General features: G+C 64.5%; 14 protein-coding genes. 6 read left to right on the forward strand and 8 right to left on the reverse strand.

Annotated features, from left to right (window positions below; translation table 11 throughout):
* Positions 1–107: 107 nt before the first annotated feature.
* Positions 108–965 (forward strand): LysR family transcriptional regulator, encoded by an 858-nt coding sequence (locus EB233_RS07880; RefSeq protein ID WP_027054073.1) that lies wholly within the window; start codon positions 108–110, stop codon positions 963–965.
* Positions 966–1,013: 48 nt separating this feature from the next.
* On the opposite strand, the gene EB233_RS07885 is transcribed toward EB233_RS07880, so the two are convergent.
* The 5 genes from EB233_RS07885 to argH all read right to left on the reverse strand — a co-directional run bounded on the left by EB233_RS07885 (position 1,014) and on the right by argH (position 7,799).
* Positions 1,014–3,602, reverse strand: coding sequence for a TIGR02302 family protein (locus tag EB233_RS07885; RefSeq protein WP_064992423.1), 2,589 nt, complete (start codon positions 3,600–3,602; stop codon positions 1,014–1,016).
* A 116-nt stretch (positions 3,603–3,718) separates the two neighbouring features.
* A complete protein-coding gene (locus EB233_RS07890) occupies positions 3,719–4,660 on the reverse strand; it encodes a threonine/serine dehydratase (protein WP_064992422.1) in 942 nt (313 codons plus the stop codon).
* 29 nt (positions 4,661–4,689) lie between these two features.
* Positions 4,690–5,958: a diaminopimelate decarboxylase gene (lysA, locus tag EB233_RS07895; protein WP_064992421.1), complete on the reverse strand. Its 1,269-nt coding sequence runs from the start codon at positions 5,956–5,958 to the stop codon at positions 4,690–4,692.
* Between the two features lie 69 nt (positions 5,959–6,027).
* Positions 6,028–6,234: a hypothetical protein gene (locus EB233_RS07900; protein ID WP_027054069.1), complete on the reverse strand. Its 207-nt coding sequence runs from the start codon at positions 6,232–6,234 to the stop codon at positions 6,028–6,030.
* A gap of 164 nt (positions 6,235–6,398) precedes the next feature.
* Positions 6,399–7,799: an argininosuccinate lyase gene (argH, locus tag EB233_RS07905; protein WP_064992420.1), complete on the reverse strand. Its 1,401-nt coding sequence runs from the start codon at positions 7,797–7,799 to the stop codon at positions 6,399–6,401.
* A 37-nt stretch (positions 7,800–7,836) separates the two neighbouring features.
* Between argH and tlpA the strand changes: the two genes are divergently transcribed.
* A complete protein-coding gene (gene tlpA, locus EB233_RS07910) occupies positions 7,837–8,517 on the forward strand; it encodes a thiol:disulfide interchange protein TlpA (RefSeq protein WP_064992419.1) in 681 nt (226 codons plus the stop codon).
* A gap of 1 nt (position 8,518) precedes the next feature.
* On the opposite strand, the gene EB233_RS07915 is transcribed toward tlpA, so the two are convergent.
* Positions 8,519–8,695: a hypothetical protein gene (locus EB233_RS07915; protein ID WP_335336348.1), complete on the reverse strand. Its 177-nt coding sequence runs from the start codon at positions 8,693–8,695 to the stop codon at positions 8,519–8,521.
* Between the two features lie 356 nt (positions 8,696–9,051).
* On the opposite strand from EB233_RS07915, the gene EB233_RS07920 reads away from it, so the two are divergent.
* The 4 genes from EB233_RS07920 to EB233_RS07935 all read left to right on the forward strand — a co-directional run bounded on the left by EB233_RS07920 (position 9,052) and on the right by EB233_RS07935 (position 13,437).
* The gene (locus tag EB233_RS07920; RefSeq protein WP_027054066.1) at positions 9,052–10,404 is read left to right on the forward strand and encodes an extracellular solute-binding protein; all 1,353 of its coding nucleotides are present in this window, start codon (positions 9,052–9,054) and stop codon (positions 10,402–10,404) included.
* A 111-nt stretch (positions 10,405–10,515) separates the two neighbouring features.
* Positions 10,516–11,400, forward strand: coding sequence for a carbohydrate ABC transporter permease (locus EB233_RS07925; RefSeq protein WP_064992418.1), 885 nt, complete (start codon positions 10,516–10,518; stop codon positions 11,398–11,400).
* Positions 11,401–11,407: 7 nt separating this feature from the next.
* A complete protein-coding gene (locus tag EB233_RS07930) occupies positions 11,408–12,322 on the forward strand; it encodes an ABC transporter permease subunit (RefSeq protein WP_064992417.1) in 915 nt (304 codons plus the stop codon).
* 14 nt (positions 12,323–12,336) lie between these two features.
* On the forward strand, positions 12,337–13,437 hold the full coding sequence (locus EB233_RS07935; RefSeq protein WP_064992416.1) for a sn-glycerol-3-phosphate import ATP-binding protein UgpC: 1,101 nt from the start codon (positions 12,337–12,339) through the stop codon (positions 13,435–13,437).
* A 93-nt stretch (positions 13,438–13,530) separates the two neighbouring features.
* On the opposite strand, the gene EB233_RS07940 is transcribed toward EB233_RS07935, so the two are convergent.
* Complete coding sequence (locus EB233_RS07940; protein WP_064992415.1) at positions 13,531–14,613, reverse strand: ABC transporter ATP-binding protein; 1,083 nt, start codon at positions 14,611–14,613, stop codon at positions 13,531–13,533.
* Complete coding sequence (locus tag EB233_RS07945) at positions 14,610–16,190, reverse strand: ABC transporter permease (RefSeq protein WP_064992497.1); 1,581 nt, start codon at positions 16,188–16,190, stop codon at positions 14,610–14,612. The genes EB233_RS07940 and EB233_RS07945 overlap by 4 nt, the downstream gene beginning before the upstream one ends.
* Positions 16,191–16,232: the final 42 nt, after the last annotated feature.

The raw sequence follows: 16,232 nt of genomic DNA on the forward strand, positions 1-16,232 counted from the left end.
AATCGCAGCCGCCTATCCAATGGGTAGGACAACTATCGTCCGGTGTTTGACATGTTGCAAACGAATTGGAATGATAGCTGCAATCAGATTTTCTTATGGCTGGCACCATGCGACCAACTCTCGACAGCGACCTCCTGCGCACCTTCGTCGCGATTGCCGAGGCCGGCAATTTCACCAGGGCGGCCGAGCAGGCCGGCCGTACCCAGTCGGCCGTGTCAATGCAGATGAAGAAGCTGGAAGAGCTGGTCGGTGACAGCCTGTTCGAGCGCGGCTCACGCGGCGTCGCGCTGACGCGGCGTGGCGGCGAACTCATCGTCAACGCTCGCCGCATCGTCGCGCTGCTCGACGAGACGGCGGCGTCGATGTCGGCGGCGCCGCTCGGCGGACCGGTGCGCATCGGCATTCCCGAGGAGTATGGCCACGCCATCCTGTCGCGGGCGCTGGGCGCATTTTCCAAGCGCCACACCAAGGTCGAGGTCACGGTGCGCTACGCGCATTCCGAGGCGCAGATCGCGGCGCTCGCCGCCGGCGAGCTTGATCTGTGCGTGGTGTTCGAATGGCAGGATCCTTCCGGCGGCGAAGTGCTGATGCACGATCCGACCGTCTGGGTGACGTCTAACCTGCATCACATGCATGAGGAACGCCCGGTCCCGATCGCGCTCTACAACCGGGTCAGCTGGTGCAAGGACTTCGCCATCAAGTCGCTGGAACAGCGTGGGCTCGCCTATCGTGTCGCCTATTCCAGCGACACCACCGGCGGCCTGAAGCTTGCCGTCACCTCGGGCCTGGCGATCGCACCGATCTCGCGCAGCAACATTCCGGCGGACTGCCGCGAACTGACCGCGGCCGACGGCTTCGGCGACATCGATGCCTCGAATGTGGTCATGCACCGCAACCCGAATGCCTCGGGCGAGGCGATTGACGGCATGCAGGAGGCGATCCGCGACGCTTTCGTCAACAGGTAGGGCTGGCCAAGGAATTCGCGCAAATGCGGCCGGCTGCGCTCGCCGTTGCTACTTCAGCTCCAGCAGCCGCTCCAGGTAGCTGCGCTCGATATCGGGGCTGAGCGCATTGCCAAGCCGTTTGCGGATCGCTTCCAGGATCTGGCGGGCGCGCTGGACGTCGATCTCGTCGGGTACTTTCACCGAATCGCCGAAGTCCGGTCCCTGGCTGGCACGCGGCCGGCCGAGCGGGTCACGGTCGGCATTCTGCTGACGTCCGCCTTCCTGGCTGCCGCCCTGATCGCCCTGCATGGCCTGCATCTGCTTCATCATGTCCTTGGCGCCCTTGCGCAGCGCTTCCAGTGCCCGGCCCTGGTGGCCGGTGGCCTCGTCGCCCTGGCCTTCGCCGAGCGCCTGCTCGGCGCTGCCCATGGATTTGCCGGCTTCGCCAAATCCTTCATTCGGCTCCATGCCCATGCCTTCGAGGCTCTTCTTCAGCTTCTCGAGATCGCTCTTCAACTGGCCCTGGCCTTCCTGCAACTGCTTCATTGCCTCGGCGAATTCCTGCGGCGTCATCGGCTTTTGCCTGGCGACAGGATCGCGGTCCTGGCCAACGCCCGGCTTGTCCTGGTCCTCGCCACCACCCTGGCCGAGCTGCTCGTCACGGTTCTGGCCGCGCTGGCGCTCGCCCCGCTGCATCTGGTCCATGCGGAAGGTGTCGTTCATCATCTCCTGCTGGCGCCTCAGGATCTCGCCGAGCTTGTCCATCTGCTGGCGCATCTGGCTGTCCTGCTCACCGCCTTGCTGCTGACGGCCGGCCTGGAGATTGTTCATCATGTCCTGCAGCTGCGACAGCAATTGCTGTGCCTTGTCGCGGTCGCCCGACTTCGCCAGATTCTCGATCTGGTCCATCATCCGGTCGATGTCGCTCTGGCGCAGTTCCTGGCCGTTCTGCTGCATCTGCGGCGCATTCGGGTTTTGCTTGGCGCGTCCGGCGAATTCCTGCAGGAACTGGTTCATCGCCTCGCGCAGTTCCTTCATCGCCTTCTCGATTTCCTGGTCGCTGGCGCCGTTCTTGATGGCGTCCTGCAGCGCCTGCTGGGCCTGGCGCAGCCGCTTTTCGGCGGCCGACAGGTTGCCCTCTTCGATGCCGAGCGCGATTTCCCAGAGATAGGCGACCTCGCCGCGCAGCTGATCGTCGTTCGCCGCCAGCTTCAGCCGGCTGCGCGCGCTCATGATGGCGAGGTAGTGGGACATGTTGTCGAACGTGTCTTCGGGCCGCAGCGTGATGGCGTCGATCAGGTCGAGCACGCGTGGCCTGGCATTGGCGTCGAGCGCCAGCAGGCGGCGCTGTTCGATCACAGCCCGCGCCAGCGGGTTGGCGAACGGCCGCTCGGGCATGACAAGCGTCTTGGTTTCGCTCGAGGCGGTGTGGCCGGCGTCATCGGTGGCGACAAGCGTCAACTTGATGCTGCTGCCGGCCCAGACATGCTCTGTCAGGTCCTTGGTGGTCTTGGCGGCGTTCGACTTGCCGCCGCGGCGCGGCAGCGTCAGCGGCATTTCGGGCGGGCCGTAGAGCGGATGCGCGCCCGGCGGCTGCGGATCGGCCAGTTCGAAGACCGCCTTGGCGTTGGCGGCGCCATAGTCGTCGTCGATCTGGTAGTTGAGTTCGAAGGCGCCGTTGGCGGCTCGCTTGGGCTCACCGACGAAACGGATCTGCGGCGGCTTGTCCGGGATCACGGCGAAGGCCCAGCGGCCGAGCTGGTCCTCGCCCGATTGCAGTGTCAGCGTGCCGTCGCCGGTCAGCTTGCCGGTGAACTGGCGTACCTTCGCGGGCGATGCGGGGCTTGCGGCCGGCTTGGCGGCGGCCTGCGGCGCGGTAGGGTCGATAGCGCGCGCATTGCCATCCTTGTCGGCATAGGCAAGCGTCTCATCGCCCGAACCTCCGGTGACGCGCAAGGAGACATCGCTGCCCTCGGGCACATGAAACGTTGGCGTCGCCTGGTTGGCGTCGGCGGTCAGAAAGATCGGCGGCTTGCCGGTGTAGGCCGGCGGCGTCACCCAGGCGTCGATGCGCGGCGGCACGGCATCGTGCGTGCCATGCGCGCTGAAGCCGTCGACCATCCTGCCGCCCGCCGGCCCGAAGGAGAAGGCGAAGGCAGTGACGAGCAGCAGCGCGGCCACCGCGCGCAGCCCCCAGGGGTCGCGCTCCGGCACTCGTGTGCGCGGCAGGTCGGGGCCGAGGCTGTCGAGCTTTGCGGCCATGCGCTTCTGATGTTCGCGCCACAGCGCTTGCGAGAAGCTGCTTTCCCGGCCGCTTGGCCGGTCGGCCTGCACCAGCACGGGGCTGTGCAGCAGCTCGTTGGCGGCCTCGATGCGGCGATCGACCTCGGAGGCTCCAGGCATACGGAAGAAGCGCAGCGGATAGAGCGCCGCCACTGCCGCCAGTCCGAACCCGGCGACAAGGCCGATGCGCGCCATATCCGGCAGCCGGGAAAAAACGCCAAACCAGGAGATGCTCAGGAACAGGCTGGCGACAATGACCAGCGGCAGCAGCAGCGGCCAGCCGCGCTCGATCATCATCGAGACCCGCGTCGCCAGCCGGCTCAAGGCCAGGCGCCCGGCGAGACCGCGATCACTAGAGGTGGGTCGTTGCGTCATCGGCCCTTCCTGGACTCAGGCGGGATAGCCCGATCCTCACGACTCGAAGAATACCAGCAAACACGGCAAAGGCGAGGCGCTTTCAAAAAACGTGAAGCCCGCCGCTATGGTTGCAATCAGAAATTAGCGGGGTTGGCGTTGGCACCACAGACCAGCACGGCGACGCGTTCGCCAGCCACCGGCGCATAGCGGCCGGACAGGATCGCGGCGAAGGCGGCAGCACCGCCCGGCTCGGAGATGATGCGCACCCGGTTCCACAGCGCCTTCTGGGCAGCGATGATGTCGTCGTCGCTGACCAGGATGGAGCGTTCGACGAAGGCCTCGGCGATCGGAAACATCATTTCGCCGACGCGCTTCGGCGCCAGCGAATCGGCGGCGATGCCTTCGGCCGGCGCGTCGACGGGGTGACCGGCCTCGAAGGCCCGGTGAAGTGTCGGCGCGCCCTCCGGCTCGATGGCGACGATGCGGATGCGACCGGCATACCAGGCCGCGATGCCGCCGATCAGGCCGCCACCGCCGACGGCGACCAGCAGCGTATCGATCTCAGGCAAGTCCTTCTCGATTTCGAGGCCGAGCGTGCCCTGGCCGACCAGCGTTTCCTCCTGGTTGAAGGCGTGGATCTGCAAGGCGCCGGTTTCCTCGGCGAAACGTTCGCTGGCGGCCAGCGCCTCGGCATAGCGGGCGCCGCCGACAACGAGGTCGGCGCCATAGGAGCGGATGCGGTCCAGCTTGGCCTGCGGGCTCACTTCGGGAACGAAGATGGTCGCCTTGTGGCCAAGCCGCATGGCGGCGTAGGCGACGGCGGCGCCATGGTTGCCGCCGGACGCGGCCACGACGCCAGACGCGGGAACGGGCCGCTCGAGCAGATTTGTGAAGGCGCCGCGCGCCTTGAACGAGCCGGAATGCTGCAGGCATTCGAGCTTCAGGTCGACCGCCAGCGGCGGGCGGTCGAAATCGGCCATGTCGACGCGCAGCACCGGCGTGTGTCGGATATAGGGGCGGATGCGCGGTTCCATCGCGGCGATGCGTTCGCGTGTGACGGTAATGCGCTGCGACATGGTTTGCTCCTGGTCTTGCGATGCCAGCCTTATGCCAGCCAGTCCGGTACCGAATCCAGCCCGATCAGATCGTCATAGGTCAGGCGCGGGCGCACGATATGGAAACGGTCGCCGTCGACCAGCACCTCGGGCACCAGCAGGCGGGTGTTGTAGGTGCCAGCCTGCACGGCGCCATAGGCGCCGGCCGTGGAAACGGCGACGAGATCGCCGGCCTTCAGCCTGGGCAGGTCGCGGTCGAGGCCGAGATAATCGCCGGTCTCGCAGACCTGGCCGACCACGTCGACCATCATGCGCGGCGTGTCGGCGGGTGGCTGCACGACCGGCTTGATGTCGTGGAAGGCATCGTAGAGGGTCGGCCGGATCAGGTCGTTCATGGCGGCGTCGACGACCAGAAAATTCTTGGCGTCGCCTTCCTTCACGAAAATCACTTCCGAGACGAGAATGCCGGCATTGCCAACGATCAGCCGGCCCGGTTCGAACATCACCTTCAGCCCGAGCTTGGTGACATGCTTCCTGACGATCTGGGCATAGGCGTCGGGCAAAGGTGGCGGATTGTTGTCGACGCGGTACGGAATGCCCAGCCCGCCGCCGAGGTCGATATGATCGATGGCATGGCCATCGGCGCGCAGCGCGCCGACCAGATCGACCAGCAGGGCAAAGGCGTCGTCGAAAGGCTGCAGCTCGGTGATCTGGCTGCCTATATGGGTATCGATGCCGGTGACCTTGATGCCCGGAAGTGTTGCCGCTCGGGCATAGACCTGCCGCGCGCGCTGCCACGGAATGCCGAACTTGTTCTCGGCCTTGCCGGTGGAGATCTTCTTGTGGGTCTTGGCGTCGACATCGGGATTGATCCGCAGCGAGATCGGCGCCACCTTGCCCAGTGCCACGGCACGCGCCGACAGCAGCTCGAGTTCGGGTTCCGACTCGACGTTAAAGCAAAGAATGCCGGCCTCAAGGGCGAAATCCATCTCGCGCGCGGTCTTGCCGACGCCGGAGAACAGGATCTTGCCGGCCGGGACGCCGGCGGCCAAGGCCCGGCGCAATTCGCCTTCCGAGACCACGTCGGCGCCGGCGCCGAGCCTGGCCAGGGTCCGCAGCACGGCCTGGTTGGAGTTGGCCTTCATGGCGTAGCAGACCAGTGCGTCCAGCCCGGCAAAGGCCTGGGCGAAGACGCGGTAGTGCCGGGTCAAGGTGGCGGTCGAATAGCAGTAGAACGGCGTGCCGACCTGGGCGGCGATATCGGGTATTGCCACGTCCTCGGCGTGCAGCACACCGTCGCGGTAGTCGAAATGGTTCACGAGAGTGGTTCCGGAAGTTGGAGCGCGACGAGACGGGGGCTCAGAAGACCAAACCCGGCCCGACCGGTTCTAGATCAGCGGGTCGAGGAAGAACTTCTTGTCCTTGACCGGTTTTTCCGGTTCCGGCGGCAGTGGCTGTTTGGCCTTCTCGGCGTCCTTGCGGGCCTGTTCGGCGGCTTCATAGGGGGTGTCGAGACCAGCCTTGCGGCCGCAGGCGGTCACGGCGGCCATTGCCGCCAGCAGCGTCAGCGTCACCAAAATCCTGCTTCCGGTCATCGATCCATCCGTGCGAAACATTTTGTCAGCCGCCGCTTTTAGCCGAGTTCTCGGCGTATTGCACCCCGGGATATCGCCGATTGCACTATCCGGGATAGTGCAGCCGTAATGTCCGGGCCATTGCAATCGCAACAGCCGGGATATTGCTATCGCAATATCCGAAATCACGCCTTTGCGATGCGCTTTTTCCAATAGCGGATCTGCTTCCTCACTTCCGACGGCGCCGTGCCGCCGAAGCTGGTGCGGCTTTTGACCGAGTTCTGCACCGCCAGCACCGAGAATATGTCCGTCGTGATGCCGGGATTGATCGACCGCAGGTCCTCCAGCGAAAGCTTCTCCAGGCTCACCTTCTTCTCCTCGGCAAGCGCCACGGCGCGACCGGTAACATGATGCGCCTCGCGGAAGGGCAGGCCGAGCGTGCGCACCAGCCAGTCGGCGAGGTCGGTCGCGGTGGCGTGACCGGAGCCGGCGGCCTTCTTCATCGCGGCTGCGTTCACCGTCATGTCCGAGACCATGCCGGTCATCGCCGCCAGCATCAGGTCGAGCGTCTCGGCGGCGTCGAAGACGGATTCCTTGTCTTCCTGCATGTCCTTGCCATAGGTCAAAGGCATGCCCTTCATCACCGTCAGGAGGCCGACCAGATGGCCGTTGACGCGGCCGGTCTTGCCACGCACCAGTTCGGCGGCGTCGGGGTTCTTCTTCTGCGGCATGATCGAGGAGCCGGTGGAGAAGCTATCCGACAGCCTGATGAAGCCGAATTGCGGCGTCGACCAGATGATGATCTCTTCGGCCAACCGAGACAGATGCGTGGCGCAGATCGCGGCCATGCCGAGGAACTCGAGCGCGAAATCGCGATCGGAGACGCTGTCCAGCGAATTGCGCATAGGCTCGCGGAAGCCGAGCGCCCTGGCGGTTTTGTGGCGGTCGATCGGGAAGCTGGTGCCGGCCAGGGCCGCCGCACCCAGCGGGCTCTCGTCCATGCGTTCGATCGCGTCGCGCACGCGCGACAGGTCGCGCGAAAACATCTCGACATAAGCCATACAGTGATGGCCGAAGGTCACCGGCTGCGCCGCCTGCATATGGGTAAAGCCCGGCATGACGGTCGCCGCGTGCTCCTCGGCCCGCTCCAGCAGCGCCGCGATCAGGCCCTTCAGCGCCTCGGCGACGCGAAAGCACTCGTCCTTGACCCAGAGCCTCAAATCGACCGCCACCTGGTCGTTGCGCGAACGCGCGGTGTGCAGGCGGCCGGCGGCCGGGCCGATCAGGTCGGCCAGGCGAGCCTCGACATTCATGTGAATGTCTTCCAGCTTCGTTGAAAACTCGAAGCTGCCGGCCTCGATCTCTTTCAGGATCGTGTTCAGGCCGTGAGCGATTTTTTCTTGATCGGCCGCTGAAATAATGCCCGTCTCAGCCAACATTTCGCTATGCGCGATCGAACCCCTTATATCTTGCGCATAAAGTTTGCGGTCGAACGAGATCGACGCGTTGATCGCTTCCATGATCGCGGCCGGACCCGAGGCAAATCGTCCGCCCCACATCTGGTTGCTGGTCTTCTTGTCGCTCATCGCTATAAAACCCGTGCTTCGGAGCAGTTTTGAGAACATGGCAGACGGAAACAGATTTTTCCCGGCCCCGCGCCTGATCCTCGCCGCCCTGGTGGTGGGAGCGCTGGCCGGCGCGGTCGCGGTATATGTCAGCGAGAGCAGGTCTGGCAACAATGCACCGGCCCAGGTCGCCGTCGGCGACAGCAAGGACGACGTCGCCTGCGCCGCCAAGAGCAACCGCGCCAAGAAGGTTGCGGCTGCCGCCACTGGCGAGGTCGCGGCACTTCTGCCCGCCGATCCGCCGCAATCGATGAAGAGCCTTGCCTTCAATGGTCCGGACGGCAGGCCGATGACGATTGCCGACCATGCCGGCAAGACGGTGCTGCTCAACCTCTGGGCGACATGGTGCGCGCCGTGCCGTGCCGAAATGCCGGCGCTCGACGCGCTGCAGAAGGAGAAAGGCAGCGACGCCTTTCAGGTTGTCGCCGTCAATGTCGATGCCGGCGACGATGTGAAGCCGAAGAAATTCCTCAAGGACACTGGCGTCCAGGCGCTCGGCTACTACCGGGATTCGACCGTGGCGCTGTTCAACGACCTTAAGGCGCGAGGCCTGGCGCTCGGCCTTCCCGTCACCATGCTGATTGACGGCGAAGGCTGCCTGATCGCTCATATGAATGGCCCGGCCGAATGGTCTGGGCCCGACGCCAGGCGGCTGGTCGAGACGGCACTCGGATCGTAAGTTAGGCCGAACGCGCGCTTGACTTGAGCAGTACGAGGCCGCCGTCGTGGTGCTCGGAGGCGTGTATCAGGGCACGCTTGCCGTGGCCGGTCAGATCGTCGAACGCTTCGATCGGCGCCGGCTTGCCGAGATAGTAGCCTTGGCCGATCTCGCAGGCTTCGGCATTCAGGAATTTCAACTCCCCAAGTGTCTCCTCATGATCCGAACTCGGACTGCCGAGCCGGCGATTTCTAGCGCGCCGGGTTCTCCGCGTCTCGCTAGCCTGTCGGTGGTGGACACGTGCGTCAGCTGCGTTACCCGCGGTTCCCCTTAGCCGTGTAATTGTGGAGGCCCACGGTCTTTACCTGCTCGCCAGCCGCCCTAGCTGGCTGAGATGCCGGTATGAATTTTGATGCCGGCCAAGCCGCCGAGGGAGAGGAGCGAGCAGCTGTGCAAAGGTCGGAGGGCCACAACAGAACTGTCACATACCTTCTCTAAGAGAGCCGGCAAGGACTTGCGCAAGACCCTTGTCAACAGCCACTCAAGAGGGAAACCATGACCATGATCAAGCGGGGCTTTGCTGCCCTTGCGGCCGGCGCGCTTAGCACCGCGCTCGCGATGCCTGCCTTTGCGGAACCGGTAAAATTCGATTTCTGGTTCGGCCTTTCGGGCGACCTCGCCCGCGTCGTCGACACGATGTGCAAGAACTTCAACGCCTCGCAGAAGGACTACGAGGTCGTCTGCACCAGCCAGGGCAATTACGACGCCACGCTGCAGAACACGATCGCCGCCTTCCGCGCCGGCAAGCAGCCGACCGTCGTCCAGGTCTATGATGTCGGCACCGCCACGATGATGCTGTCGGGTGCCTACAAGCCTGCCGACAAACTGATGGAAGAAAACGGCTACAAGATCGACTACGCCGACTATTTCCCCGGCATCGCGCGCTATTACGCGACGTCGAAGGGCGAGATGCTGTCCTTCCCGTTCAACTCGTCGACCCCGCTGATGTACTGGAACAAGGACGCCTTCGCCAAGATCGGCAAGACGGAGGCGCCGAAGACCTGGGAAGATGTCGGCGCCGACCTCAAGGCAATGAAGGACGCCGGCTACGAATGCCCGATGGCCATCAACATCTCGGCCAACGAAAGCTGGCAGCTGATGGAACAGTTCTCGGCGCTCCACAACCAGCCGATCGCCACCAAGAACAATGGCTATGACGGCCTCGACGCGCGTCTCGAAGTCAACAAGACCAAGTTCGTCCAGTACGTCACCGATCTCAAGAAATGGTATGACGCCGGCCTCATCAAGATCAAGTCCAAGGATCTCGGCCAGGACATGGTCCAGGCCTTCGCCTCGGGAACGTGCCAGGTCATCCTGACCTCGGTCGGCGACCATGGCACGGTCGGCAGGACGCAGAAGGAAGGCATGAACTGGGATGTCGCCGAACTGCCGGTCTATGCCGGCACGGAGCGCAAGAATTCGCTGGTCGGCGGCGCTTCGCTGTGGGTGCTTTCCGGCAAGTCGGATGCCGAATACAAGGGCGCGGCGGCCTTCTTGAACTTCATCCATGATCCGAAGACCGCCTTGTTCTGGTCGACCAATACCGGCTACATTCCGGTGACGAAGTCGGGCTTCGATTACATGAAAGGCCAGGGCTTCTACGACAAGGCTCCCTACAAAGGTCGCGAAGTCGCCATCGCCAGCCTGACCGCGTCCGAGCCGACCGAAATCACCCGCGGCATCCGGCTGGGTAACTTCACCCAGATCCGCGCCGAGTTCGGCACGCAGATGCAGGCGATCTTCGCCAACAAGGTCAGCGTTCAGGAAGGCCTCGACACGCTGGTCAAGAATGGCGACGCCATCCTCGACCGGTTCCAGCAGACCTATCCAGGCAAGACCTTGCCCTGATCGCTGGAAATTTTCAGGCCGCCCGCCGACTCCTGTGCTTCGAGTCGACGGGCGGTTGTTTCGCGTATTTAATGCAAACGTGACTGGCCGCTCGGCGGCATCGGCGGACCGATGGAAAAACGCGTCACTTTCAGCAGTTGGACGATCGGCATCCTGTTCGCGGTGCCGCAGCTCCTCCTGATCTTCACGTTCTTCTACTGGCCGGCGGGCCAAGCGGTCTATTGGTCGCTGACGCTGCAGCAGCCCTGGGGCGGAGGCAACATCTGGGTCGGGCTCGACAATTTCCGCTCGATCCTGGCCAACGCCGACTACTGGAATTCGATAACCGCCAGCCTCGTCTTTGCCGGGATCAGCACCGGGCTTGCGATGTTCATCGCGCTCGTGCTCGCCGCCTTGACCGATCGGCAACTCGCTGGCTCGCGCCTTTATCGCGTGGTGCTGATCTGGCCCTACGGCATCGCCGCACCGGCGCTGGCGCTGGCGTTCCGCTTCATTCTAGCGCCGGAGGCGGGGTTCCTTTCCGTCATCAACCGGATGTGGCCGGGGATATGGGATCCGGGTCTCGATGGCGCGGATGCCATGGCGTCGATCATCGTCGCCTTCTCGTGGAAATATGTCGGCTACAACTTCATTTTCTTCCTGGCCGCGTTCCAGGCCATACCCCGCTCGCTGATCGAGGCCGCCGCAATGGACGGTTCGGGCGTCATCAGGCGTTTCTGGGACATCCAGTTCCCGCTGATCACGCCGACCATCTTCTTCCTTTTGGTCATCAACATCACCGAAAGCTTCCAGGATTCCTTCGGCATCGTCGACATCATGACGTCAGGCGGCCCGGCTAATGCAACCAATCTGATGGTCTACAAGATCTATTCCGACGGCTTCAAAGGTTTGGATTATTCGGGCGCCGCCGCGCAGAGCATCATCCTGATGCTGCTCATCATCGTCCTCACCATCTTCCAGTTCCGCTTCATCGAGCGGCGCGTGCATTACGGGTGAGGATGACATGGTAGAGCGCACCCCATTCCTCAATTTCTTCACGCATTTGATTTTGTTCGTCGGTTTTGTCTTCTGCGTCGCGCCGTTCGCGGTCGTCGCCATCGCCGCGTCGCACAACCTGAGGGATGTCAACGATGTGCCGATGTCGCTGCTGCCGGGTAGCGACTTCTGGGTCAACATCAAGACGGCGTGGGTAACGGCCGGTCTCGGCCCCAAGCTGCTCAACAGCTTCATCGTCGCCGGCGGCGTGGCGGCCGGCAAAGTGATCATTTCGGCGCTCACCGCCTTCGCGATCGTCTATTTCCGCTTTCCTGGCCGGATGTTTATCTTCTGGCTGATCTTCGTCACCCTCATGCTGCCGCTGGAAGTGCGCATCGTGCCGACCTATGCGGTCGTCGCCAACGTGCTGTCGCCCTACCAGGCCATCCTCGACGTGACAGGCTTCAGCTGGCTGATCGAAAAGCTGTCGGGCGTGCAGGTCTCGCTCAACCTCGGGCTGCTTAATTCCTACCCCGGCCTGATACTGCCGCTGGTCGCCACCGCGACCGGGACCTTTCTGTACCGCCAGTTCTTCCTCACCGTGCCGGATGAACTGACCGAAGCAGCGCGTATGGACGGCGCAGGGCCGCTGCGCTTCTTCATCGATGTTCTTCTTCCGCTGTCGCGCAACAACATGGCGGCGCTCGGGACCATCATGTTCCTGTGGGCCTGGAACCAGTATCTGTGGCCGCTGCTCATCACCACCGACCAGTCGCACGCGATGGCGGTGACGGAGCTCAAACAGCTGATCCCCAATGTCGGCGGCACTCCGGAATGGCACATTGCCATGGCCGGGACGCTGATCGTCATGCTGCCGCCGCTGCTTGTCGTGGTGCTCATGCAACGCTGGATCGTGCGTGGCCTGATCGCCACCGAGAAATAACAGGAGACAAAAAAATGGCCTCCATCACCATTCGCGGCGTCAAGAAGAACTACGCCAAGACGCAGGTCGTGCACGGTGTCGACCTCGACTTCGCCTCGGGCGAATTCGTCGTCATCCTGGGGCCGTCCGGCTGCGGCAAGTCCACGTTGTTGCGCATGATCGCCGGGCTGGAGGAGATCTCCGACGGCACGATCGCCATCGACGGCCTCGTCGTCAACAAACTGGAACCGCGCGAGCGCGGCTGCGCCATGGTTTTCCAGAACTACGCGCTCTATCCGCATATGAGCGTGGCGCAGAACATCGGCTACTCGCTCAAGGTCGCCGGTATTCCCGCGGCCGAGCGCAATCAGCGCATCCAGGCGGTCGCCCGCACGTTGGAGCTCGAACATCTGCTCGACCGCAAGCCGATGGCGCTTTCCGGCGGCCAACGGCAACGCGTCGCCATGGGCCGCGCCATGATCCGCGAGCCAAAGGTGTTCCTGTTCGACGAGCCGCTGTCCAATCTCGACGCCAAGCTGCGCGTGCAGATGCGCTCGGAAATCCGCAAGCTGCATCGCCGGCTGAACGCCACTTCGGTCTTCGTCACCCATGACCAGGTCGAGGCGATGACGCTCGCCGACCGGCTGGTGATCATGAACGGCGGAAAGGTCGAGCAGGTCGGCACGCCAGGTGAAATCTACACCCGCCCGGCGAGCCGCTTCGTCGCCACCTTTGTCGGCGCACCGGCCATGAACATGCTCGAAGGCACGGTCGAGCTCGACGGGCTGTCGCTGCTCGGCGGCAGCCGGCGCCTGGCCATGGCGCGCGCCGGCCTGCCGGTCGGCACCAAGGTCGCGATGGGTATCCGGCCGGAAGCCGTCAGGCTGGTGAAATCAGGTACGGCGGGAGCCCTCAAGGCCACCGTCGACCTGGTCGAGGAACTGGGCGCGGGGCGGGTCATCTATGTCGATCTCGACGGCGCGCCGTTTTCGGTGATGACGTCGGAGGCGGTCCACCCCGAGCCCGGCAGCACCATCGGGTTGAAGATCTTGCCCGAAGACATGCATTTCTTCTCGTCGGAGACCGGAAGCCGTCTCGATGTCTTCAAGGCCTCCGTACCCGAGCCGGCACTCTGATTTTTCAGGCGTCATTGATCAGCGGCCGAGCTGCTTAGTTGAATCCGGAAATCGCATCTCGCTACCGCATGCCGGGCGCCGCAGCGCCAGACCTTAGGCGAACACATGCGCCTTTCCCGACACGGTGAGCCGCACGATCTCGCCGACCGACGGCGCGTCCATGCCGGATTTGCGCAGGATCAGCGGCTTGTTGCCGATCGCCGCGGCGTCCGGTGGGTCGGCATTGTTCAGCAGGCGCACCGCGATCGTGCATGTCGAACCGGCGAATTCCGATTCCGTCACTTCGCCAAACAGCATGTCTGATGTGCCCGACATGCCTTCGCGCGATGTTCTCTTCAGCGCAATCTGCTCCGGCCGCAGCATGATGCGGGCGACGTCGCGGATGTCACTGGTATCGACGGCGATGCGGCCGAGCGGCGAGTTGGCGAAGCCGCCCGAGATGCTCGCCGGCAGGATGATGGCGTCGCCGAGGAACTCGGCGATCATCCTGTCCTTCGGCTTGAGGTAGAGATCGCGCGGCGTGCCGACCTGCGAGAATTTGCCTTCTCTCATCACCGCCACCTGGGCGGCGAAGGACAGTGCTTCGGCCTGGTCGTGCGTCACCAGGATGGTGGTGATGCCGGCCGCCTCCAGAAGTTCGGCCACCGCTTTACGCATCGAGGCGCGCAGTCCGGTGTCGAGCGCGGAGAACGGCTCGTCGAGCAGCATCAGCCGCGGCTTCATCGCCATGGCGCGAGCGAGCGCGACGCGCTGCTGCTGGCCGCCTGAAAGCTCGTGCGGGCGGCGCTTGAGGATCGCTTTGTCCAGTCCAACGATATAGGCGAGTTCGATGATGCGCTCGGTGCGCTTGTCCTCGCCGCGGCCCAGGCCGAAACCGATATTGTCCGATATGGTCAGATGCGGGAACAGGGCGCCGTCCTGCGCCACAACGCCGATGCCGCGGCGATGCGCCGGGACAGCCGTGCCGCCATTGGCCAGCACCTCGCCGTCGAGCACGATGCGGCCTTCGTCCGGCGCCTCGAAGCCGGCGATCAGCCGCAGCAAGGTGGTCTTGCCGCAGCCGGAGGGGCCGACGATGGCGGTGCGGCTGCCGCTAGCGACATCGAGGTCGACGCCGGCCAGTGCGGCGACCGGACCATAATGCTTGTGCAGGCCGCGGATTTCGAGAGAGCTCATCGTCCGGCCATCCGTTTCGACTGGACATAGAGCAGCCAGGTCAGCGGCAGCGATATCGCCACCATGATGAAGGCGTAAGGGGCGGCCGAGGCGTAATCGATCTCGCCGCTGTAGGACCAGAACGCCATCGCCAGCGTGCGGGTGCCGTTCGGCGCCAGCATCTGGGTCGCGGTCAGTTCGTTCATGATGCCGAGCGCCACCAGCGCCATGCCGGCCGCGGCACCGGGCGCCGACAAGCGGATGGTCGTCGACCACAGCGCGTTGAGCGGGCGTCGGCCGAGGCTGGACGCGGCGCGCTCGAGCTCGACCGGAGCCTGGGCGATCGAGGCGCGCAGGCTGACAAGGGCACGTGGCAGGAACATGAGGGCATAGGCGACCAGGATGGTGAACAGCGTCTGATAGAGCGGAAGCGCAATGCGCACGGTGATAGTGACCAGCGCCAGCGCGATGACGACACCCGGTAGCGAGCCGACGATGTAGTTGCAACCCTCCAGCAGGCGCTGCAAGGGTCCCGGCGCGCGGATCGAGATCCAGGCCATCGGCATGGCGGCGACGGTGGCAAGCAGTGCTCCGGCAAGCGCCAGGAACAGGGTCTGGCCGAGTGCCAGGCCAATCTCGTTGAGGCGCCAGACCTCGGCGCCGCCGGCGACGAGCCAGCGGCCGATGGTGACGAACGGCACGCCGAGCGCCAGCAGCGTGGTAACGACAAGCAAGAGCAGGCTCGGGATGGTGGCATGGCCGAGGCTTGTGCGCGGCTGTTGGCGTGCCGCGCCGGAGCCGACACGGGCATAGCGTTCCTCGCCGCGCACCAGGACTTCGAGGCCCAGAAGCACGAAGCAGCAGGTCACCAGGACACCGGCCAGCATGTTGGCGGCCGGCCCGTTGAAGGTCGACTGGAACTGGTCGACGATCGCGGTGGTGAAGGTGTCGAAGCGGATGAAGACGTAGAGGCCATATTCGGCCAGCAGATGCAGCCCGACCAGCAGCGAGCCGCCGCAGATGGCGAGCCTGAGCTGCGGCACCACGACACGCCAGAACACGCGCCACGGCCCAAGGCCAAGGGCCGCGGCCGCGTCCTCGAGAGCCGGGTCAAGGCGACGCAGCGCCGCCGAAATGGGCAGATAGAGAAACGGGAAATAAGCGATGACGGACACCAGGACGCCGGCCCACAGGCCGTGCAGCCCGGGCACCATGGTGATCCATGCATAGGAGTGCACGAAAGCGGGAATGGCTAGCGGCGCCACGCACAGCCAGGCCCACAGCCTGGCGCCGGGCAGGTCGCTGCGCTCGGTCAGCCAGGCCAGCGCGACAGACAGGACGATGGCGATCGGGACGGTCAGCAACACCAGCAGCGTGGTGTTGACCAGCAGTTCCCCAACACGCGGCCGGAAGACCAACGCCGAGACCGTCTCCCAGCCGGTCTGCACCGCGATCCAGACGATGAAGGCGAGCGGCAAAAGCGCGAGCAGCGAGACGAAGACGGCGGCAAGGACAAGCCAGCGTGCCGCCCGTCGCCGTGGCCTTCGGCGCATCCTCGGTGGCAAGCCCGAGCCCGCAAGATCGACCGCGGACTGCATCAGCTCGGACGTCCCGCGGCCGCGGCGAGGTGCCGGCAATCA

This window comes from Mesorhizobium erdmanii (assembly GCF_013170725.1).
Taxonomy (GTDB): domain Bacteria; phylum Pseudomonadota; class Alphaproteobacteria; order Rhizobiales; family Rhizobiaceae; genus Mesorhizobium; species Mesorhizobium erdmanii.